Origin of the sequence: Roseovarius confluentis (assembly GCF_002917925.1) — a bacterium.
Lineage (GTDB): Bacteria > Pseudomonadota > Alphaproteobacteria > Rhodobacterales > Rhodobacteraceae > Roseovarius > Roseovarius confluentis.
Genome location: NZ_PPFE01000001.1, coordinates 264352 through 282782, shown reverse-complemented (window position 1 = coordinate 282782; position 18431 = coordinate 264352). Strand labels below are relative to the sequence as shown.

Annotated in this window: 18 protein-coding genes; 9 read left to right on the top strand and 9 right to left on the bottom strand. The window is 63.5% G+C overall.

Annotation, left to right across the window (positions count from 1 at the left end; translation table 11 throughout):
- Nucleotides 1–444 precede the first annotated feature (444 nt).
- Nucleotides 445–1986, top strand: a complete 1542-nt coding sequence (locus tag C2I35_RS01385; protein ID WP_103761242.1) for a helicase HerA-like domain-containing protein — start codon at nucleotides 445–447, stop codon at nucleotides 1984–1986.
- Between the two features lie 227 nt (nucleotides 1987–2213).
- Here C2I35_RS01385 and C2I35_RS01380 read toward each other — a convergent pair whose 3' ends face one another.
- Nucleotides 2214–3185: a phosphotransferase gene (locus C2I35_RS01380; protein WP_103761241.1), complete on the bottom strand. Its 972-nt coding sequence runs from the start codon at nucleotides 3183–3185 to the stop codon at nucleotides 2214–2216.
- 103 nt (nucleotides 3186–3288) lie between these two features.
- Here C2I35_RS01380 and C2I35_RS01375 point away from each other — a divergent pair, with 103 nt between their 5' ends.
- The 3 genes from C2I35_RS01375 to dxs are packed head-to-tail and all read left to right on the top strand — an operon-like array spanning nucleotide 3289 to nucleotide 6364.
- Nucleotides 3289–3531 carry an exodeoxyribonuclease VII small subunit gene (locus C2I35_RS01375; protein WP_103761844.1) on the top strand — a complete coding sequence of 81 codons (243 nt, stop codon included), beginning with the start codon at nucleotides 3289–3291 and terminating at the stop codon, nucleotides 3529–3531.
- The gene (locus tag C2I35_RS01370) at nucleotides 3531–4394 is read left to right on the top strand and encodes a polyprenyl synthetase family protein (RefSeq protein ID WP_103761240.1); all 864 of its coding nucleotides are present in this window, start codon (nucleotides 3531–3533) and stop codon (nucleotides 4392–4394) included. The genes C2I35_RS01375 and C2I35_RS01370 overlap by 1 nt, the downstream gene beginning before the upstream one ends.
- A gap of 44 nt (nucleotides 4395–4438) precedes the next feature.
- Entirely contained in the window at nucleotides 4439–6364 is a 1926-nt protein-coding gene (gene dxs / locus C2I35_RS01365; RefSeq protein ID WP_103761239.1) for a 1-deoxy-D-xylulose-5-phosphate synthase, read from the top strand.
- A gap of 55 nt (nucleotides 6365–6419) precedes the next feature.
- Here the strand turns inward: dxs and C2I35_RS01360 are convergent, their stop codons facing one another.
- Nucleotides 6420–6605 (bottom strand): Flp family type IVb pilin, encoded by a 186-nt coding sequence (locus C2I35_RS01360; RefSeq protein ID WP_103761238.1) that lies wholly within the window; start codon nucleotides 6603–6605, stop codon nucleotides 6420–6422.
- Between the two features lie 64 nt (nucleotides 6606–6669).
- Nucleotides 6670–6876, bottom strand: coding sequence for a hypothetical protein (locus C2I35_RS01355; protein ID WP_146049943.1), 207 nt, complete (start codon nucleotides 6874–6876; stop codon nucleotides 6670–6672).
- 562 nt (nucleotides 6877–7438) lie between these two features.
- Here C2I35_RS01355 and C2I35_RS01350 point away from each other — a divergent pair.
- Nucleotides 7439–7867 carry a hypothetical protein gene (locus C2I35_RS01350; protein ID WP_103761236.1) on the top strand — a complete coding sequence of 143 codons (429 nt, stop codon included), beginning with the start codon at nucleotides 7439–7441 and terminating at the stop codon, nucleotides 7865–7867.
- Between the two features lie 38 nt (nucleotides 7868–7905).
- Here C2I35_RS01350 and C2I35_RS01345 read toward each other — a convergent pair whose 3' ends face one another.
- Nucleotides 7906–8913, bottom strand: coding sequence for a GlxA family transcriptional regulator (locus C2I35_RS01345; protein ID WP_103761235.1), 1008 nt, complete (start codon nucleotides 8911–8913; stop codon nucleotides 7906–7908).
- A gap of 169 nt (nucleotides 8914–9082) precedes the next feature.
- Here C2I35_RS01345 and C2I35_RS01340 point away from each other — a divergent pair, with 169 nt between their 5' ends.
- The gene (locus C2I35_RS01340; RefSeq protein ID WP_103761234.1) at nucleotides 9083–10453 is read left to right on the top strand and encodes a class II 3-deoxy-7-phosphoheptulonate synthase; all 1371 of its coding nucleotides are present in this window, start codon (nucleotides 9083–9085) and stop codon (nucleotides 10451–10453) included.
- A gap of 141 nt (nucleotides 10454–10594) precedes the next feature.
- Here C2I35_RS01340 and C2I35_RS01335 read toward each other — a convergent pair whose 3' ends face one another.
- Together C2I35_RS01335 and C2I35_RS01330 are read right to left on the bottom strand one after the other, a co-directional pair.
- Nucleotides 10595–10711, bottom strand: coding sequence for a lipoprotein (locus C2I35_RS01335; RefSeq protein WP_057789274.1), 117 nt, complete (start codon nucleotides 10709–10711; stop codon nucleotides 10595–10597).
- Between the two features lie 29 nt (nucleotides 10712–10740).
- On the bottom strand, nucleotides 10741–12573 hold the full coding sequence (locus tag C2I35_RS01330) for an extracellular solute-binding protein (RefSeq protein WP_425442868.1): 1833 nt from the start codon (nucleotides 12571–12573) through the stop codon (nucleotides 10741–10743).
- Between the two features lie 323 nt (nucleotides 12574–12896).
- On the opposite strand from C2I35_RS01330, the gene C2I35_RS01325 reads away from it, so the two are divergent.
- The gene (locus C2I35_RS01325; RefSeq protein WP_103761232.1) at nucleotides 12897–13670 is read left to right on the top strand and encodes a 3-hydroxybutyrate dehydrogenase; all 774 of its coding nucleotides are present in this window, start codon (nucleotides 12897–12899) and stop codon (nucleotides 13668–13670) included.
- A gap of 45 nt (nucleotides 13671–13715) precedes the next feature.
- The gene (locus C2I35_RS01320) at nucleotides 13716–14759 is read left to right on the top strand and encodes a patatin-like phospholipase family protein (protein ID WP_103761231.1); all 1044 of its coding nucleotides are present in this window, start codon (nucleotides 13716–13718) and stop codon (nucleotides 14757–14759) included.
- Nucleotides 14760–14906: 147 nt separating this feature from the next.
- Here C2I35_RS01320 and C2I35_RS01315 read toward each other — a convergent pair whose 3' ends face one another.
- From C2I35_RS01315 to C2I35_RS01305, 3 genes are all read right to left on the bottom strand, one after another.
- A complete protein-coding gene (locus tag C2I35_RS01315) occupies nucleotides 14907–15650 on the bottom strand; it encodes a DUF502 domain-containing protein (protein ID WP_103761230.1) in 744 nt (247 codons plus the stop codon).
- Between the two features lie 63 nt (nucleotides 15651–15713).
- Entirely contained in the window at nucleotides 15714–16649 is a 936-nt protein-coding gene (locus C2I35_RS01310; protein WP_103761229.1) for a pseudouridine-5'-phosphate glycosidase, read from the bottom strand.
- Nucleotides 16646–17539, bottom strand: a complete 894-nt coding sequence (locus C2I35_RS01305) for a PfkB family carbohydrate kinase (RefSeq protein WP_103761228.1) — start codon at nucleotides 17537–17539, stop codon at nucleotides 16646–16648. The genes C2I35_RS01310 and C2I35_RS01305 overlap by 4 nt, the downstream gene beginning before the upstream one ends.
- A gap of 75 nt (nucleotides 17540–17614) precedes the next feature.
- On the opposite strand from C2I35_RS01305, the gene C2I35_RS01300 reads away from it, so the two are divergent.
- Complete coding sequence (locus C2I35_RS01300) at nucleotides 17615–18223, top strand: hypothetical protein (protein WP_103761227.1); 609 nt, start codon at nucleotides 17615–17617, stop codon at nucleotides 18221–18223.
- Nucleotides 18224–18431 lie beyond the last annotated feature (208 nt).

Sequence of the window (18431 nt, the reverse complement as noted above, 5' to 3'; positions counted from 1 at the left end):
CGTGCCAGTGCAAGGCGGATTTTCGCTGCCTCTGAACCGGGGCCGGGCAGCGCTATCCTCTTGAAATAACAGCAGAACATTCCCCATGAAAAAGGAAAAGAGACCCAAAAGGTCTCTTTCCCAATTCTCCCTGCCGGACTGGCCGACTTATCTATTGAGCCGACGCTAGGACAGTTCCGACGAGCCGTCAACAGGCAATCATCAAAAAAACTTATCGAGCCATTTCAAGAGCATGCCCGCTAAGGTTGTGCCCGCGCCAACCGCCGGGAATTTGCCGCAACAAGTCCAGAAAAAGGGCCGCACCCGAAGGCGCGGCCAGTCTGACAGGGAGGAAGTCGCCCCGGACCAAGAGGACACGAGGCCCGGGACGAGATAAACACTGGCAGACAATCCTTAATTTTGTATGTTCGCATCGTGAAAAAACTTGGACGAGGGGGCAGGGGCTTGGAAAACAAGGTTTTCTTGGGCGGTGGCGGCGTCGATTACGCCGAGAAACAGGGGCTCAGCCTCAAATACGCGAACCGCCACGGTCTTATCGCCGGGGCTACGGGCACCGGCAAGACCGTCACGCTGCAGATCCTGGCCGAGGGCTTCTCCGCCGCCGGTGTCCCGGTCTTCCTGTCGGACGTCAAGGGCGACCTTTCCGGCCTCGCCGCCGCCGGATCGGCGGATTTCAAGCTGCATGAAGCCTTCATGAGCCGCGCCGAGACCATCGGCTTTACCGACTATGCCTATGACAGCTTTCCGGTGACCTTCTGGGACCTCTTCGGTGAACAGGGTCACCCCGTCCGCGCCACCGTGGCCGAAATGGGCCCGCTGCTGCTCTCCCGCCTGATGCAACTGACCGAGGCACAGGAAGGGGTTATGAACATTGCCTTTCGCGTCGCCGACGAACAGGGCCTGCCCCTGCTGGATCTCAAGGATCTACAGGCCCTTCTGGTCTGGGTCGGCGAGAACAGCAGCGAGCTTTCCCTGCGCTACGGCAACGTCTCGCGCCAATCCGTCGGGGCGATCCAGCGCTCGCTTCTCGTGCTGGAAAATCAGGGCGGCGCCCAGTTCTTTGCCGAACCCGCGCTGGAGTTGTCCGACCTGATGACCACCGCCCCCGATGGCCGGGGCCAAGTCAACATCCTCGCGGCCGACAGGCTGATGGGCGCGCCGCGCCTCTACGCCACGTTCCTTCTGTGGCTTCTCAGCGAGTTGTTCGAGACGCTCCCGGAGGTCGGCGATCCCGACAAGCCCAAGCTGGTCTTCTTCTTCGACGAGGCGCACCTGCTGTTCGAGGACGCCCCCAAGGCGCTCATCGACAAGGTCGAGCAGGTCGCCCGCCTGATCCGCTCCAAGGGGGTCGGCGTCTATTTCATCACCCAGAACCCCGATGACGTGCCCGAGGATATCCTGGGCCAGCTTGGCAACCGCGTGCAGCACGCGCTGCGTGCCTTTACCGCCCGCGACCGCAAGGCGCTGGAACGTGCCGCCGAGACCTATCGCCCCAATGACCGCTTCGATACCGCCGACGCCATCCGCGATGTGGGCACCGGCGAGGCGGTGACCTCCATGCTGCAAGACAAGGGCGTGCCCGGCATCGTCGAACGCACGCTCATCCGCCCGCCATCCTCGCGCCTGGGTCCCATCGACACGGCCGCCCGCCAAGGCGTGATTGCCGCGTCTCCCGTGGCGGGCAAGTACGAGACCGTCCTGGACCGCGACTCCGCCTACGAGATCCTTGCAAAACGCGCCGAGACGGCCGCGCAAGAGGCCGAAAAGGCCGAGACCGCCGCCGAGGAGAAATCCGCCGCCGAACGCGAGTTCAACGCGGGCCGCCGCTACTCCGGGTCCCGGGTCGATCGCTCGTCCTCGCGCAGCCGCAGGGAAAGCGACAGTATCGGCGGTGCCGTGATGAACGCCGTGGTCAAGGAACTGGGCGGCACCACCGGGCGCCGGATCGTGCGCGGCATTCTGGGCGGGCTCTTCAAGGGCAGGTAGCCATCGCCGTCCGGGGCACTTCACGAGGCGCGCCTGCCGGATCCTTAGCCTCAGGAGCTCCCGGATCAAGTCCGGGATGCGACTGGCTTTAACCAACGTTTAACAGCTAAGGCGCACGGTTTGTTAAATTCGGTCGCCGGAACCTGGCACCGTCGCGATACCGTAGGAATACCGACGCTTTACCGACGTGGTTTTCGCGCCTCCGCTGCCGTTAACCTTCGAGTCGCCTAGCGCCCGATCCGTTCCAGGTCGGCCAGCAGCGCCTCCGACATTTGCCGGGCCCGCCGCACCCGGCTTTGCGAGAGGTTCCGGGTCTCGGCCCGCAACAGCGCCTCCACCGCGATGAAGAAGGGCAGGGTCAGTTCCCGCTCTTCCGCCGACAGCCGGAACGCGTCGCAAAAGGCGATGAAGCCTTGCCGGTCCACACCAAGGCAGGCCTCGCCCGACGGGATCATCGCGCGACGGCCCATATGCATCAGGAACCGCGCCATATCCTTGTATATGGGCGCCGGACGCGACCCGCCACAGTCAATTCCGGTCACCATATTTTCGTTCACGATCAAATTGTTGGGGTGAAAGTCCCCATGCGACACGGCAAACCGCCACTGGCTTTTGTCCATCAGCGGCACCAGGCGCTGGATTTCCTGCAGGATCGGCTTTTCCACTTGTTTCAACCGGGTGAACGCCTGCGTCTTCGCCGCCCGCTCGGCCCGCTTGGCCCATCCCGCGGGCTGGGCGGCGGCCTCGGTTTCGGTGCATTCCGTATAAGCCCGCAACCACCGCGCCGCGGGCTCCAGGTACCGCGCCCGCTCGGCCTCCGGCGCGCGGTAGATCCATTGCAGCAAGGGCGTGCCCTCGACCTCCGACACCGCCAGAAGGCCGGCTTCGGGTGCAAATCCCAGCGGCGCGCAGACCCGCAATTCGCCTTCACGCATCTTTGGCCAGATACGGCACAGCTCGTTCCAGTCCCGCGTGCAGTCCTCGACCCGGTCGAGATAGAGCCGGAAAACCGCCCGCTGCCCCCCGATCCGGCCACGCAGCACGACCCGCTTACCCGAAACCTCGCGGATGAGCTCCGTCACCTGAGTTGTTGAAAACGCGGCATCTTCCGCCGTCGCAGAATCCAGCCGCCGGGCGACTAGACTGGACAAGTCGGGGTCGGCCACGGGCGCGGCATCGGACGTGGAAAAGGGCTTCATGGCCGGTATCCTTCCCCATGCCCTGCGGGGCGTCAACCGAATTGAAGCCCGCGCCGCGCAACGCTATGGTGCCTGTTGAAAACCCATGCAAGAGGCCCCTGAAATGGACGACGACGCGATCAACACCATGTCTTTCGAACAGGCGATGAAGGCGCTCGAGGACGTCGTTACCCGGCTGGAGCGCGGCGACGTGCCGCTGGACGAATCCATCGCCCTGTACGAGCAGGGGGCCAAGCTGAAAAAACGCTGCGAAACCAAGCTGAAAGAAGCCGAAGAGAAAGTCGCGGCCATCACGCTCGACGGCGAGGGCACCCCCAAGGGCACCACCCCGGTCGAGGGGCTCTGATGCTTCAGTCCGCGCTCGCGGCGGACGCGACGGCCATCCGAAGCTGCCTCGAGGCGCAAATCACCGGCGATCTTCCCCTGCATGCAGCAATGCGCCACGCGCTCTTCGGCGGCAAGGCCCTGCGCGGCTTTCTGGTGATGGAAACGGCCCGTTTGCACGATGTTAACCCTTCGCGGGCAGTCTTTCCCGCGGCAGGAATCGAGGCGATGCACGCCTACAGCCTGGTGCATGATGATCTGCCCTGCATGGATGACGACGATCTGCGTCGGGGGCAGCCCACGGTGCACGTGAAATGGGACGAAGGCACAGCCGTTCTTGTGGGCGACGCACTGCAATCGCTGGCGTTCGAACTTGCGGCCCATCCCGAGGGCGCCGACACATCCGAGGCCCGCGCCGAGCTTGCGCTGACGCTGGCGCGCGCAGCGGGAAAGGACGGCATGGTCTTGGGGCAGGCCCTTGATATCGCGGCGGAAACAGCGTCGGACCCATTGACGTTGGACCAAATCATCGCGCTGCAGGATGGCAAGACCGGCGCGCTTTTCGGCTGGGCTGCCTGCGCAGGCGCGGTCATGGCCCGCGCCGACATCGCGCCGCTCGCCGCCTATGCCAAGGCGCTTGGCCTGGCGTTCCAGATCCAGGACGACGTCATTGACGAGACGGGGGATGCCGCCGCCGTGGGCAAGGCGGTGGGCAAGGACGCCGCCGCCGGCAAGGCCACGTTCGTGTCGCTTCTCGGTCTCGAAGGGGCGCGACGGCGCGCCGCTGCCCTTGTTGACACCGCCTGTGACAGCTTATCTGCTTACGGAGAGGGGGCCGACCGCTTGCGCGACTTGGCCCGCTTCGTTATCTCGCGGCAGAGCTAGCCGCCCGGTCCGGGCCGGCAGCCAAATTCAAGGAGCGGCGACGCGTGACACGCCCCCAGACCCCCTTGCTGGACACGGTGTCCAGCCCCGCCGAGCTCAAGCGTTTCTCCGATGCGGAGCTGCGTCAATTGGCCGACGAACTGCGCACCGAAACCATTTCGGCCGTGTCGGAGACCGGTGGGCATCTGGGCGCGGGCCTCGGCGTGATCGAACTGACCGTCGCGCTGCACCACGTTTTCGACGCGCCGCGGGACAAGATCATCTGGGACGTGAGCCACCAGTGCTATCCGCACAAGATCCTGACCGGCCGCCGTGACCGTATCCGCACCATCCGGCAGGAGGGGGGCCTCAGCGGCTTTACCAAGCGCTCTGAAAGCCCCTACGACCCTTTCGGTGCCGCGCATAGCTCCACGTCGATCTCCGCCGCCCTGGGTTTTGCCGCGGCGCGCGACCTTGGCGGGGCCAGCGACACCGGCCATGGCGATGCCATCGCGGTGATCGGCGACGGGGCGATGTCTGCTGGCATGGCCTTTGAGGCGATGAACCACGCGGGCCACCTGAACAAACGCCTGATCGTGATCCTTAACGATAACGAGATGTCCATCGCCCCGCCCGTGGGGGCGCTGTCATCCTACCTGTCGCGCCTCTATGCGGGTGAACCGTTCCAGGAGTTCAAGGCCGCCGCCAAAGGTGCGGTGTCACTGCTGCCCGAGCCGTTCCAGATGGGCGCGAAACGGGCCAAGGAGGTGCTCAAGGGCATGGCCGTGGGCGGGACGCTGTTCGAACAGCTGGGGTTCAGCTATCTCGGTCCGATCGACGGGCATGACATGGACCAGTTGCTGCCGGTACTGCGCACGGTCAAGGCCCGCGCGCAGGGTCCGATCCTGATCCACATGATCACCAAGAAGGGCAAGGGCTATGCCCCCGCCGAAGGCCGGCGCGACGGGGGGCACGCGACCGCGAAATTCGACGTGGTCACGGGCGAGCAGAAGAAATCGCCTTCGAACGCGCCCAGCTATACCAAGGTCTTTGCCGAGGCGCTGCTGAAACACGCCGCCGAGGATGACCGGATCTGCGGCGTCACCGCCGCCATGCCGGACGGCACCGGGCTGGACCTGTTCGAGAAGCGTTACCCGTCGCGTTGTTTTGACGTCGGCATCGCCGAGCAGCACGCCGTCACCTTCTCCGCCGGGCTGGCCGCGGGCGGAATGCGGCCGTTCTGTGCGATTTACTCCACCTTCCTGCAACGCGGGTTCGACCAGGTCGTGCACGATGTCGCCATCCAACGCCTTCCGGTGCGCTTCGCGATCGACCGCGCGGGGCTGGTTGGGGCCGACGGTGCCACCCATGCTGGCAGCTTCGACGTGGCCTTTCTTTCGAACCTGCCGGGCTTTACCGTCATGGCCGCCGCCGATGAGGCCGAGCTGGTGCACATGGTCGCGACCGCCGCGGCGCATGACAGCGGGCCCATCGCGTTCCGCTATCCCCGCGGTGAGGGCGAGGGCGTCACGATGCCCGAACGCGGCGAGGTGCTGGAGATCGGCAAGGGCCGCATGATCCGCGAAGGCTCGCGCGTTGCGATCCTGTCCTTCGGCACCCGTCTTGGCGAGGTGATGAAGGCCTGCGAGGGGCTGGGCGCGCGGGGTATCACGCCGACCGTGGCCGATGCGCGGTTCTCAAAGCCTCTGGACACCGACCTGATCGACCGACTGGCCGCGGATCACGAGGCGCTGATCACGATCGAGGAGGGCGCCATCGGCGGGTTCGGCAGCCACGTGGCGCACCACCTGGCCGAGCAGGGTGTGTTCGACGAAGGCTTGCGGTTCCGCTCGATGGTGCTGCCGGACATTTTCATTGATCAGGCGAGCCCGGCCGACATGTACGCCGTTGCCGGGCTCAATGCCGCGCAGATCGAGGCGAAGGTGCTGGATGTGCTTGGGATTGGCCAGATCGCGGGAAGACGAGCCTGAGCGGGCTACACCGGATCGGCGCGACGGATGGCCCGCAGCATCGGGCGCGTCCGGCTCATTGATCTTCGACGGACTTGACCGAGATGCCTTGCTCTAACGCCGACGCCAGATTGTTAACCCCGCCTTGTGCGGTTTGCAGTGCGCCCAGGCAAAGCCAGGTGACGGCCGCCGCCATCACGACCCAGTCCACGGTCACGGCGCCGTCTTCTTCGGCGATGAATTTCTGGAGTGCGGAAAACATGGCAGTGTCTTTCCTAGTTGGTTGCGGAGCCGGTGCCCTTGGCGTTGCCGGCGAAAGTTAAGGTTCAGGGGTCAACACCCTCGACTGTCTTCGTTTCGACCGACGTCTTGATCGAGTCGGCAAGGCCAAAGGTTCCGTCCCGGGCCGTGCCGACCGTCAGGCATCCAAGGCAGATCACGCTGAATCCAAGAACGATCCAGTCAACGCTCACCACGCCGGTGTCGTCGGTCAGAAAGTTTCTCAGGTGGTCCAGCATTCGGCTTCGGGCCATTGGTATTGTCTCGGTCTTTCGAAGTTGCCGCGTTTCGAAAGCAGCTTCGGCACGCATCGACGAGGATGAAGGTGGGTCTGAAATGGGGCGGAAATGTGGCAAATGGGGCAAAAGCGGGATGTTAACCTTTTCTAGGGCCAAATTTATGCCCCTTTCTGTGATGCCGAGATTTCAATGGAGCCGCATGTCGAAAACCGTTGAGTAGAGCGAAACAGTCAAACCGGGTCGGACCACGCAAATGCCATCTGATTGTCACATTGCACGAATCAATTTTAGCAAATTTTGCGTTGTCAGCGGATATGCTCAGTCTGCCTGATCAAGCGTAGCGCCTTTGAAAAAAGGCCGGTGCGCCGAGCTACGATACAAGCACCGCGACGCAAGCGCCCAAAGTGAGCAGAAATTTGAACCCACGCGCCTCATTTTGACCCAGTTTCGACGGGCAGCCTCCACAGAAGACCTTAGCGCAGGGCGTCAGCCGTGTAGGACCGCGACCTCTAGGCAATCAGGACCGTTCATGGCAACCTGACTGCGATATCGTTTTGGGAATATTGGGATTAGAAGCATGTCCAGATATTTCGCCGCCCTGCTTGCCATCGTGACGATCAACTTGGCGGCTCCCTCTGCTGCACAAGAGAACCCCGAGTCTGTCTTTCGGGATTATGACCACATGCGCAGCATCATGGATGACGGCATGATGAACCAGAACATCGTCATGCTGATGCGCGCGTTCGGTGCGTCCGACGAGATGACGGCCGACGAATTGCAAAGCCTCGAGGCACAGGTGAAAGCGCTCTTTCCCAAGCCGCTGGATACGGTCGAAGTCATGAAATCCGAAAAGCTGGGCGATCATTGGACGCGCGAGATGTACGTCTACTACAGCGGAATCAATTACATCTACGCCTTGGTGCTGTTTCATACACGGCCAGACGCCGTGGTCGCCGTCAACTTCAAGTTCAACACCGATCCCATTGTTCTGCTGGGCGAATTCTGAGCCACCGGGGCAGGGCGGTTACACCCGAGGCGCGTGAACTAGACAGACAGCCTTGCCGCCTGGCTGCCACGCTCGCGGTAGGGCGTGGTGTTGTAATGCGAACGGTAGCATTTCGAGAAATGCGACGGCGAGGCAAAGCCACAGGCAAGGGCCACGTTGATCACTGTCATGTCGGTCTGCATCAGCAGGTTGCGGGCTTTTTGCAGGCGCAGTTCCATGTAGTAGCGCTTCGGCGAACGGTTCAGATAACGCCGGAACAGCCGCTCCAGCTGCCGCGTGGACATGGCCACCTGCTTGGCCAATATCGCGGGGCTGATCGGCTCCTCGATATTGCTCTCCATCATCTGGATGACCTGGCTGAGCTTGGGATGCCGGACCCCGATGCGCGTGGGCACGGACAGCCGCTGCGTGTCCTGGTCGGTGCGGATCGAGGAATAGATCATCTGGTCGGCCACTGCGTTGGCCAACTGCTCGCCATGGTCGTCGGCGATGAGTTTCAGCATCAGGTCGATGGACGAGGTGCCACCGGCCGTCGACATGCGGTTTCCGTCGACCACGAAGACGGACTTCGTCAGTTCCACCTCGTCGAATTCCTCGGTAAAGCTGTCGTGGTTTTCCCAGTGGATCGTCGCGCGCTTGCCATCCAGCAGCCCGGCCTTGGCCATGATATAGGACGCCGTGCAAAGCCCGCCGATCCGCGGGCCCCGGCGCGCTTCGCGGCGCAGCCAGTTCAGCATTTTCTTGGTAGCCGCTGTCTGGATGTTGGCACCGCCACACAAAAGGACGACGTCCTCGCGGCGCAACTCCTCAAGCCCGATATCGACCTTGAACCGCGTTCCTGCCGAGCAGGATACGGTCTCCTCGTCGTCGGAGTCACCCGCCATAACCCATTCGTACAGGGTCTCGCCGGCCATGCGATTGGCGATACGCAAACAATCAAGCGCCGAGGCAAAGCTCAGCAGCGAGAAATTCTCCAGCAATACGAAAACGAAACGTTTTGGCCCGGACGTGGGGCCAGCGCTTGTTTTGGTCGCTTCCGTGCGCATGTTCTCTACTCCCTGCGCAATGGCCTATCGGATAGCTGTTCCACGAAAACCGCGAGGTTGGCAAGAGCACCGGCGGTCAATTTCCGACATATTCTGTCGAACTCGTATGGTGTCGTCCGGCCTGCTTTAGTATAGACGGGTCTCGTAATTCGATGAGCGGAGAAGAACGATGAGCGATTGGCAGAAATCGGACTGGCGCAGCAAGCCGCGGATCCAAATGCCCGATTACACCGATGCAGAGGCGCTGCAAGCGGTGGAGTCGAAGCTGTCCAAGTATCCGCCTCTGGTGTTTGCCGGCGAAGCACGACGCCTGAAGAAAGAGCTCGGCGCAGCATCGCGGGGCGAAGCGTTCCTGTTGCAGGGCGGTGATTGTGCAGAAGCGTTCGACCAATTCTCGGCCGACGCGATCCGCGACACGTTCAAGGTGATGCTGCAGATGGCGATGGTGCTGACTTACGGTGCCAAGGTGCCGGTGATCAAGGTCGGACGCATGGCCGGTCAGTTCGCCAAGCCGCGCTCGGCACCGACCGAGGTGGTCGATGGCATGGAATTGCCCAGCTACCGCGGCGACATCATCAACGAGCTGGCCTTCACGCCGGAGGCACGGATCCCCGATCCGAACAAGATGCTGCAGGCCTACACGCAGGCGGCCGCCACGCTGAACCTCCTGCGGGCTTTTTCAACCGGGGGTTATGCCGACGTGAACCAGGTGCATGCTTGGACGCTGGGCTTTACCGACGGCGAAAAGGCGGAACGCTACCGCGAGATGGCGTCGCGCATTTCCGACACGCTGGACTTCATGCGTGCGGCGGGCGTCGACAGCGCCAGCGCTCCGACGCTGCACTCGGTCGATTTCTATACCTCGCACGAAAGCCTGCTGCTGGAATACGAAGAGGCGCTGGCGCGCGTGGACTCGACCTCGGGCAACTGGCTGGCGGGGTCGGGGCACATGCTTTGGATCGGCGACCGCACGCGGCAGCCGGACGGCGCACATGTTGAATTCCTGCGCGGCGTGCTGAACCCGATCGGCCTGAAATGCGGCCCGACGATGGAAACGGATGACCTGAAAAAGCTGATGGCGACGCTGAACCCGGAAAACGAGGCCGGGCGTCTGACGCTGATCGCACGCTTCGGTGCGGGCAAGGCGGGCGAACACCTGCCACGTCTTATCAAGACTGTTCGCGAAGAGGGGGCCAACGTGACCTGGGTCTGCGACCCGATGCATGGCAATACTATCAAGTCGGCCTCGGGCTACAAGACGCGCCCCTTCGACAGCGTGCTGCGCGAAGTGCAGGAATTTTTCGGCGTGCACCGGGCCGAGGGCACCATCCCCGGCGGCGTGCATTTCGAGATGACAGGTCAGGACGTGACCGAGTGCACCGGCGGCGTGCGGGCGGTGACCGAAGAGGACCTGTCGGACCGTTACCACACGGCCTGCGATCCGCGGCTGAACGCCTCTCAGGCGCTTGAGCTGGCCTTCCTCGTGGCGCAGGAACTGTCGGACCTGCGCGAAAGCCGGGCGGCTCAGAAAGTCAGCTGAAGCGATTGAAAAGAAAAGGAAAAGGCCGGCGCATTCGCGTCGGCCTTTTTTCGCGGAGCACCGTGAACGCGCGCGCAAAAACGCATTCGCCTTCGTGACCGAAGACGTGAAAAGGTTCTGCCTGGCAGCTTTAGCGCGGCCTCAGAACCAGCTTTGAACGCCGCGCGACGCGCCGGAAATATCCCGGCCGACACCTTCGATCGTGGCGCAGCCAGACAGGGCTGCGGCGATCAGCGCGAAAACAGCGATTTTCCTCATGATACCTGCTCGATTGTTACTGTCGTTTTTTATTGTTCACTTGCCTCGGACCACCAGACCTCGGGCAGGAACCAGATCCCGTCCCCGTAGACCGGCAGTCGGTCGGAAGGGTATTTCAAGTGGCTGAGATGCGCAATCCTGCCGACGGCATACTCGTGGATCGGGATGACATAGCGACCTGAAATCAACACCCTGTCCAGCGCGCGCACAGCGGCGACAAAGTCTTCGCGGCTGGTGGCGTTCAGCATAGTGTCGATCATCGCCTCGGCGGCGGGGGACTTCATGCCCATCACGTTGCGGCTGCCGGGGATGTCGGCGTACTCGGCGCCCCAGTAATATATCTGCTCGTTGCCGGGGCTGAGCGAGAACGCGCGGCGAAAGAAGGTGAGGTCGAAATCGAAATTCTGCTCGCGCTCGTTGTACTGCGCGGGATCGGTGGTCTCAACGGTCAGGTCGATGCCGAGACGCTCCAGCGCCTGGGCGTAGATCTCCATGTAGGTCACGGCCTGCTGCAGCAGCCCGTCCTGACGCAAAAGTACGGTCAGCTCCAATGGCGCGCCCTCGGCATTGCGCAACTCACCCTCTTCGACGGTCCACCCGGCTTCGTTCAGCAGGTTCATCGCCTTGCGGATATTGCCGCGGTTGCGCTTGGTGCCGTCGCCGTGGGGCACCGTGTAGCCCTCCAAAGCCCCGGGCAGAAGCGTATCGGCGTAAGGTTCCAGCAATGCGCGCACGCGGCCCGTTGCGGGGCCGTCACGCATACCCAGTTCGGAGCCCGAAAAGTAGGAAGTGATGCGCGGCTGCCGTCCGCCGGTCAGCGTGTCGTTGATATATTCGAAATTGAAGGCGAGGATCAGCGCCTCGCGCACGCGCCAATCGTCGAGCGGCGCGCGGCGGGTGTTGAACACGAAGCCGGTCATGCCCGAGGGCTTGCCGTGCGGGATTTCCGACAAGGTGACATCCCCGGACTGCACGGCCGGAAAGTCGTATTGCGTCGCCCATTTCTCGGCGTTCAGTTCGCGAACGTAAGAGATCGCTTGCGCCTTGAACGCTTCTTTCAGAACGGCATCGTCGCCGTAGAACTCGATGCGGATCTCGTCGAAATTGTTGGTGCCACGCCGAAAAGGCAAGTCATTGCCCCAGTACTCCGGGTTGCGCTTCAGCGTCACATGCCGCCCGACTTCATAGTCCGCGACCACGTAAGGCGCCGAACCGATGGGCACGTCGGCCAGCGCGGCCTCGGAGAAATCCTTGCCTTCCCACTGGGCCTTTTTAAGGATCGGTCGCAGACCGGCAATGAGGGCCAATTCGCGGTCCTCTGTGTTGAAGGTCAGCCGGACGCTGCGCGGGCCTGTGGCCTCGATCTTTTCGACCTTCTGCCAGAAGCCGCGATAGCGACCGTGACCTTCGGTGCCAATGGTCTGGTAGGACCAGATCACGTCGTCGACCGTGACGGGGGTGCCGTCGGAAAATTCGGCCTCTTCGCGCAGGGTGAATTCGACCCATTCACGGTCGGGACCCGTTTCGACCGATTCGGCCAGAAGGCCGTAAAGCGAGAACGGCTCGTCATAGGAGCGGCCCATCAGCGACTCGTGCGTGAGGTGGCGCAACTGCCAGGGCGGTTCGCCTTTCTGGACGAATGGATTGAGGCTGTCGAAGCTGCCGACATTGCCGCTGACCAGCCGACCGCCCTTGGGCGCATCGGGGTTGGCGTAGGGTAGGGACACGAAATCTGGTGGCAGGGCGGGGTCGCCGTACATAGCTATGCCATGCGACGGCTCGGCCATGCCGGGCGCGGCCGCTAAACCGGCGCCAAGAATCGCGACTGCGTGCAGCGCGCGGTGGAAAAAATCTAATCCCATTTGGGCAACAATCCTGCTCGGGCCTTGTTTGTCTGACCAACGAGGTTAAAGGCGGATTTACGTCTTTTCAAACTTTTAGCTTGGATCATCACGGTGAATTGCGTATAAAGGTGTCACTGCTCGATAGGTTTCTTGCCTGTATGAAACCTGCCTCAATAACTTAACGCCGGCCTTGTGCCGGCGTTTTTTTTACGCGATCGGCAGTTTTTTCTCAACATGACCAACATGCGCCCATATGCGCCAAAACCCGTGTATGGCAGGTTTTCAACGGCCCGCGAAACGCGCTAGGTCTGACGAGCAAGTTAACAAAAGGGTGCTGTCTCATGTCTCTCGCCGGAAAAACCGCAATCGTCACCGGATCGACCTCGGGAATCGGTCTTGGAATCGCCACTTCTCTGGCCGAGGCAGGAGCGCGTGTCGTGCTGAACGGGCGGGCCGCGCGGGACGAGAATTACGAAATCGCGGAAAGAATTCGTAAAGACACCGGGGCGGAGGTGGAATTCATCGCCGCGGACATGAGCGACCCCGAGGCCTGCCGCAGGCTGATCGAGGAGGCCGGAGGTTGTGACATCTTGGTGAACAATGCGGGCGTGCAGCACGTGGCGGGCATCCCGGACTTCCCGGTCGAGAAATGGGACCAGATCATCGCGGTGAACCTGAGCTCGGCCTTTCACACCACCGCCGCCGCGCTGCCGGTGATGCGCGAACGGGGTTGGGGCCGAATAATCAACATCGCCAGCGCCCATGGCCTGACCGCGAGCCCGTTCAAATCGGCCTATGTGGCGGCCAAGCACGGGATCGTGGGGCTGACCAAAGTGACGGCGCTGGAGACGGCGGAAGAGCCGATCACCTGCAACGCGATCTGCCCCGGCTACGTGATGACGCCGCTGGTGGAAAAGCAGATCCCGGACACGATGGAAAAATACGGCATGGGCCGCGACGAGGTGATCCGCGAGGTGATCCTGGAACGCCAGCCGTCCAAGCAGATGGCGACGGTGGAGCAGATGGGCGGGACGACGGTCTTTTTGTGTTCCTCTTCCGCAGAGCAGATCACCGGCACGACGATCAGTGTCGATGGCGGCTGGACGGCGCTGTGACAGGACGGGCCGAGGGGCCAGCCCCTCGGGCTCCCCGGGATATTTATGGCCAGAAGAAGAGCGTGTGACTTGGGTGGCAAACGGATCAATCTGGCATTGCAGGGCGGGGGCGCCCACGGGGCGTTTACCTGGGGTGTTCTGGACCGACTTCTGGAGGAGGAAGCGATTGAGATCGCAGGCATTTCCGGCACGTCAGCCGGGGCGTTGAACGGGGCGGCGCTGAAGGCCGGCCTGTTGGCCGGAGGCCGGGAGGGGGCGCGCGAGAACCTTGATTGGCTTTGGGCGCAGATGGGCGCGGTGGAGGATTTTCGCCTGCCCGCGTGGATGGCGGGCCGGTTGCCCGGGATCGGCACGTTCAGCGACGTGCTGGAACTGTCGCCGGCCTATACGCTGGCCGACGCGGCCAGCCGGGCCATCTCGCCCTATGCCTATGGTCCGTTCTACGTGAACCCTTTGCGGCGGGTGGTGGACAAGTTCGCCTATGACAAGGTCTGCAAGATCTGCGAGCCGCAATTCTTTGTCGGCGCCACCAACGTGCATACCGGCAAGATCCGGGTGTTCGAGGGCGATGCGATCACGTCGGACAGCCTGCTGGCCTCGGCCTGTCTGCCGACGCTGTTCCAGGCGGTCGAGATTGACGGCGCGCATTACTGGGACGGGGGGTACAGCGGGAATCCTGCACTATTTCCGTTATACCGCAATGAGTTGCCGGACGACATCGTGGTCGTCAACATCAACCCGCTGGTGCGCGACGAGGTACCGAAATCGCCGCAGGAGATCCAGAACCGGATCAACGAGATCAGCTTTAACGCCGCGCTTCTGCGGGAGTTGCGGGCGGTTCATTTCGTGCAGGGCCTGATCGATGCCGGCACCATCGCGGAGGGTGCGATGAAGCGGGTCAGGGTGCACATGATCGCCGATGACGACCTGATGCGGGAGCTGTCGGTGGCCACGAAACTGGTGCCGAGCCCGCTGTTGCTGGACCGGCTGAAACGGGCCGGACGGGCGGCGGCAGAGCGGTTCCTGGAGACGGATTTCGAGGCTGTCGGTACGCGCGATACGGTCGATCTGGAGGCGATGTTCGGCTGAGTCGCCGCCGCATGGTTAACGGCGCCGGACAGGCCAAAACCGAACGTCGGTATCGCGTCGGTATTCCAGTGGTATTGCGACGGTGCGAAAATCCCGCTCGGCGCTGATCAAGAGACCGGTTGCCGCATTTACCGGCCGGTAACCATTTCAGTGCTCACTGTCGGGCTGGACCACCTTGCCATTCTGCCCCGGATAAACCAGCCCGGCGGAGATCACCAGCTTGGCCGCGTCCTCGATCGACATGTCCAGCTCGATCACGTCGGAGCGTGGAAAGAACAGCAGGAAGCCCGAGGTCGGGTTCGGTGTCGTGGGCACGAAGACGCTGAGCATGTCCTCTGATATCTGCGCCTTTTCGGCGACCTCGCCCTTGGCCTGGGTCGAGATGAAGCCGACGGCCCAGATGCCCTTGCGCGGGTACTGGATGAGGCAGGCCTTTTCGAAGCTGCGTTCGGATTGGGCAAAGACCGTCTCGGCGATCTGCTTGACCCCGGAATAGATCGAGCGGACGACCGGCATCCGGTCCACCAGGCTTTCGCCGTAGCGGATGAGCGAGCGGCCGATCAGGCCCTTGGCGACCCAGCCCACGAAAAGCGTGAACACGAGAAAGACGATCACGCCCACGCCGCGAATGTTGAAGTGGACCCAGTCGGCATCGTCGGGGCGCGTGTTGCCCAGAACGAAGCGGTTGATCAGGTATTCCGGCTGATAGATGTCCGGGACAAACGGCAGAACGAACCCGTCGACCCAGCCGACCAGCGTCCAGATCAACCAGATGGTCAGAACAACCGGCGCAATCACCACGATGCCGGTCAGAAAGCTGGCGCGCAGCCCCGCGAACCGTCCGGGTTTCTTGGGCGGGGGCGGGGGATCTTCGTCGAAAGGGGTGTTCATTGGCGCCTTCGGGGGTTCTGTCTGGCGATATCTAGGCGCTTCAAGGGGACGCTACAACGGATTTCAGCGCCGAGCGCCGCTTTGAGGCTCATTGATTAGGCAGGTGGCGATTTTCGCGGCAAGCCTGGCATTGTTGACAACCAGCGCGATATTGGCGTCGAGCGAGCGGCCCTCGGTAAGGGTGTAGATCCGGTCGAGCAGGAAGGGCGTGACCTCCTTGGCGGTGATGCCCCGGTCGGCGGCCTCTTGCGTGGCCTGTTCGATGATGGGGGTGATCTCGGCGGCGGAGATTTCGGCCTCGGCCGGGATCGGATTGGCGACAAGCTGTCCGCCCGGCAGGCCGAGCGCGGCGCGGGTGAGATGCGCGCGGGCGATCGCGTGCGCATCGTCGAGGCGCAGGGGCGCGGGCAGGTTCGAGCTGGCGGACCAGAAGGCCGGCAGGCTGTCCTGACCAAAGGCGATGACCGGCACGCCGAGAGTTTCCAGCACTTCCAGTGTCTTGGGCAGGTCGAGAATGGCCTTGGCCCCGGCGCAGACCACGGTAACGGGGGTTTGCGCCAGTTCCTGCAGATCGGCGGAGATGTCGAAGCTGTGTTCGGCGCCGCGATGCACGCCGCCGATGCCGCCCGTGGCGAAGGTGACGATGCCGGCGGTGTGCGCGGCGATCATGGTGGCGGCGACGGTGGTGGCGCCGGTGCCGCCGGTGGCCAGGCAGACCGCGAGGTCGGCGCGGCTGAGCTTGGCGACGTTCTGCGCCTTGGCGAGCGCTTCGAGCTGGCCTTCATCGAGGCCGATATGCAACTGCCCCTCCAGCACGGCGATGGTGGCCGGGGTCGCGCCCGCCTCGCGCACCGCATCCTCGACCTGCCACGCCGTTTCCAGGTTCCGCGGATAGGGCATGCCGTGGGTAATGATGGTGCTTTCGAGCGCCACGATGGGGCGCCCCTCGGCGCGGGCGGCGGCGACCTCGGGCGAGAACTGCAGGGGCAGGGTGGTCATGACGGGATCTCTCCGGAAATGTGGGTGGCGGCGGCCTGAAGCGCGCGGTCGAGGGCGGTGGCGCGGTCCTCGCCACGTGTTTCGGCGGCAATATGCGCGGCCATGAATGTGTCGCCCGCGCCGGTGACACGGGTGACGAGCACGGGCGCCGGCTGGCCGGTCAGAAGGCCGCCCGGATGGGCGTCGGCGGCGGTCTCTGCGCCGTTGGTGACGACGGCGCGGGCGGCGCCCCGGTCGCGCAAGGCCTGCGCTGCGCCGGAGGCGGAGGCAAAGGTTCGGCCGCAGAGGATGCCTGCCTCTTCGAGGTTGACATAGAGGATGCCCCGCCCGGTTTGCAGGAACGGCAGCAGGCGTTCGGCCTTGCCCGGCGAGGCAGGGGCGACACGAAGGTCGGCGGCGGAAAAGGCGGGGTCGTGGGCGATCCGGCTCAGCAGCGTGGTCGTCAGGTTGCCGTCCAGCGCGATGGGGCCGGTATGTGGCTGGGCGGCGCTGCCCAATGTGCCGTCTTGCAGCGGCGCGAGAATCCGGTCTCCGGCGGCTTCGAGCGAATGGGCGTCGGCGATGGCCGCCACCAGTCCGCCCGCGCCCTCAATGGCCATGTATTGATCGGTCGGCAGCTCGGACGAGCGCCAGACATGGGACGTGTCGATGCCGCGCGCGGTGCAGAGCGCCAGAAGCTCTTCGCCCGGGGCGTCGCGGCCCACGGCGCTGAGCAGGGCGGGGCGCAGGCCGAAGCGCAGCAGGGTGAGCGCGATGTTGAGCGCCACGCCGCCGGGGCCGCGGGTGATGCGGCCGGGCACGTCCGAACCCTGGCGCATCGCGCTGGCGGAGCGGCCGATGATGTCCCACAGGACCGAGCCGATGCAGAGGATGTCGGGCGGAGGCGTCATGCGATCATTTGCACCGCCGGGAACGGCGAGAGCAAGCGGTTTGCGAGGCGCGGTGACGCGGCGTAGGGTGGCGCAATGGAAAAGGCTCGTCGCTTTCGCATCCCGCTGAGACCCGTGCTGGCGCTTCTGGTGTTGGCGGCGGTTGCCGCGAACCTGCCGGCCTCGTGGTTCACCGAAGAGACGGCAAAGGACCGGCGGGCGGAAGTGTTTTCCGCCTTTGCCAACCTCAGCGCCGCGCCGGGGGAGGGGGCCTTTGCCTTTCTCGGCACGGTCGCGGACCTGTCGGGACAGGAGGCGCGGGTGCGTCGGGACCGGCGGGCGCATGTGTTGCCGGGGCTGCTGGACGCCTATGCCGACCGGATCGACATGCCCGCCGACTGGCTGCGGGACGCGGTGCTGGACCCCGACTATGCGCATCCGTTCGATATAGCGGCATTCGAGGTGACCGCGCCCGCATTCGACCGATACGGGTCGCAGGGCGACTGGCAGTGGGGTCTGGCGGCCAGCGGGACCGAAGGTCTGTCGCCAGAGGACGCGGTCACGAATTGGTGCGCACGATGGCTGGTGGTTTGGGATGATGCGGAATGGTTTTATGCGCCGGTCGGGACCGAGGTCCTTGAAGACATGCTGGCCGAGGCAGCGCCTGAACTGGCGGAGATCCGACTGAGCGAAGTGTGCCTTTAGCCCAAAGTCTTGGAGCGGGCTGGTGCAGATTACCAGCGGAAGTTTGACGATAGTTGCGCGAAGAAGGCGTTAATGGTACACTTATTGCGCGAGTGCCGGCCCTGGGCGTTTTTGTATCCACGGGTCGCCGGCCCTGTGTGCATAGTTTTTTAAATCTATTTCCAAAGCCGCCTGAACTGGCGTCAAAACTTTGATATTACGGAGAATT

Excerpts from the sequence above, each read along its gene's own strand:
- C2I35_RS01330 (WP_425442868.1), bottom strand. The coding sequence starts at position 12,573 with ATGGGATTAGATTTTTTCCACCGCGCGCTGCACGCAGTCGCGATTCTT.
- C2I35_RS01315 (WP_103761230.1), bottom strand. The coding sequence starts at position 15,650 with ATGAACACCCCTTTCGACGAAGATCCCCCGCCCCCGCCCAAGAAACCC.
- C2I35_RS01305 (WP_103761228.1), bottom strand. The coding sequence starts at position 17,539 with ATGACGCCTCCGCCCGACATCCTCTGCATCGGCTCGGTCCTGTGGGAC.
- C2I35_RS01350 (WP_103761236.1), top strand. The coding sequence starts at position 7,439 with ATGTCCAGATATTTCGCCGCCCTGCTTGCCATCGTGACGATCAACTTG.
- C2I35_RS01340 (WP_103761234.1), top strand. The coding sequence starts at position 9,083 with ATGAGCGATTGGCAGAAATCGGACTGGCGCAGCAAGCCGCGGATCCAA.
- C2I35_RS01375 (WP_103761844.1), top strand. The coding sequence starts at position 3,289 with ATGGACGACGACGCGATCAACACCATGTCTTTCGAACAGGCGATGAAG.
- C2I35_RS01320 (WP_103761231.1), top strand. The coding sequence starts at position 13,716 with ATGGCCAGAAGAAGAGCGTGTGACTTGGGTGGCAAACGGATCAATCTG.
- C2I35_RS01335 (WP_057789274.1), bottom strand. The coding sequence starts at position 10,711 with ATGAGGAAAATCGCTGTTTTCGCGCTGATCGCCGCAGCCCTGTCTGGC.
- C2I35_RS01300 (WP_103761227.1), top strand. The coding sequence starts at position 17,615 with ATGGAAAAGGCTCGTCGCTTTCGCATCCCGCTGAGACCCGTGCTGGCG.
- C2I35_RS01370 (WP_103761240.1), top strand. The coding sequence starts at position 3,531 with ATGCTTCAGTCCGCGCTCGCGGCGGACGCGACGGCCATCCGAAGCTGC.
- C2I35_RS01360 (WP_103761238.1), bottom strand. The coding sequence starts at position 6,605 with ATGTTTTCCGCACTCCAGAAATTCATCGCCGAAGAAGACGGCGCCGTG.
- C2I35_RS01355 (WP_146049943.1), bottom strand. The coding sequence starts at position 6,876 with ATGGCCCGAAGCCGAATGCTGGACCACCTGAGAAACTTTCTGACCGAC.
- C2I35_RS01325 (WP_103761232.1), top strand. The coding sequence starts at position 12,897 with ATGTCTCTCGCCGGAAAAACCGCAATCGTCACCGGATCGACCTCGGGA.
- C2I35_RS01345 (WP_103761235.1), bottom strand. The coding sequence starts at position 8,913 with ATGCGCACGGAAGCGACCAAAACAAGCGCTGGCCCCACGTCCGGGCCA.
- C2I35_RS01310 (WP_103761229.1), bottom strand. The coding sequence starts at position 16,649 with ATGACCACCCTGCCCCTGCAGTTCTCGCCCGAGGTCGCCGCCGCCCGC.
- C2I35_RS01380 (WP_103761241.1), bottom strand. The coding sequence starts at position 3,185 with ATGAAGCCCTTTTCCACGTCCGATGCCGCGCCCGTGGCCGACCCCGAC.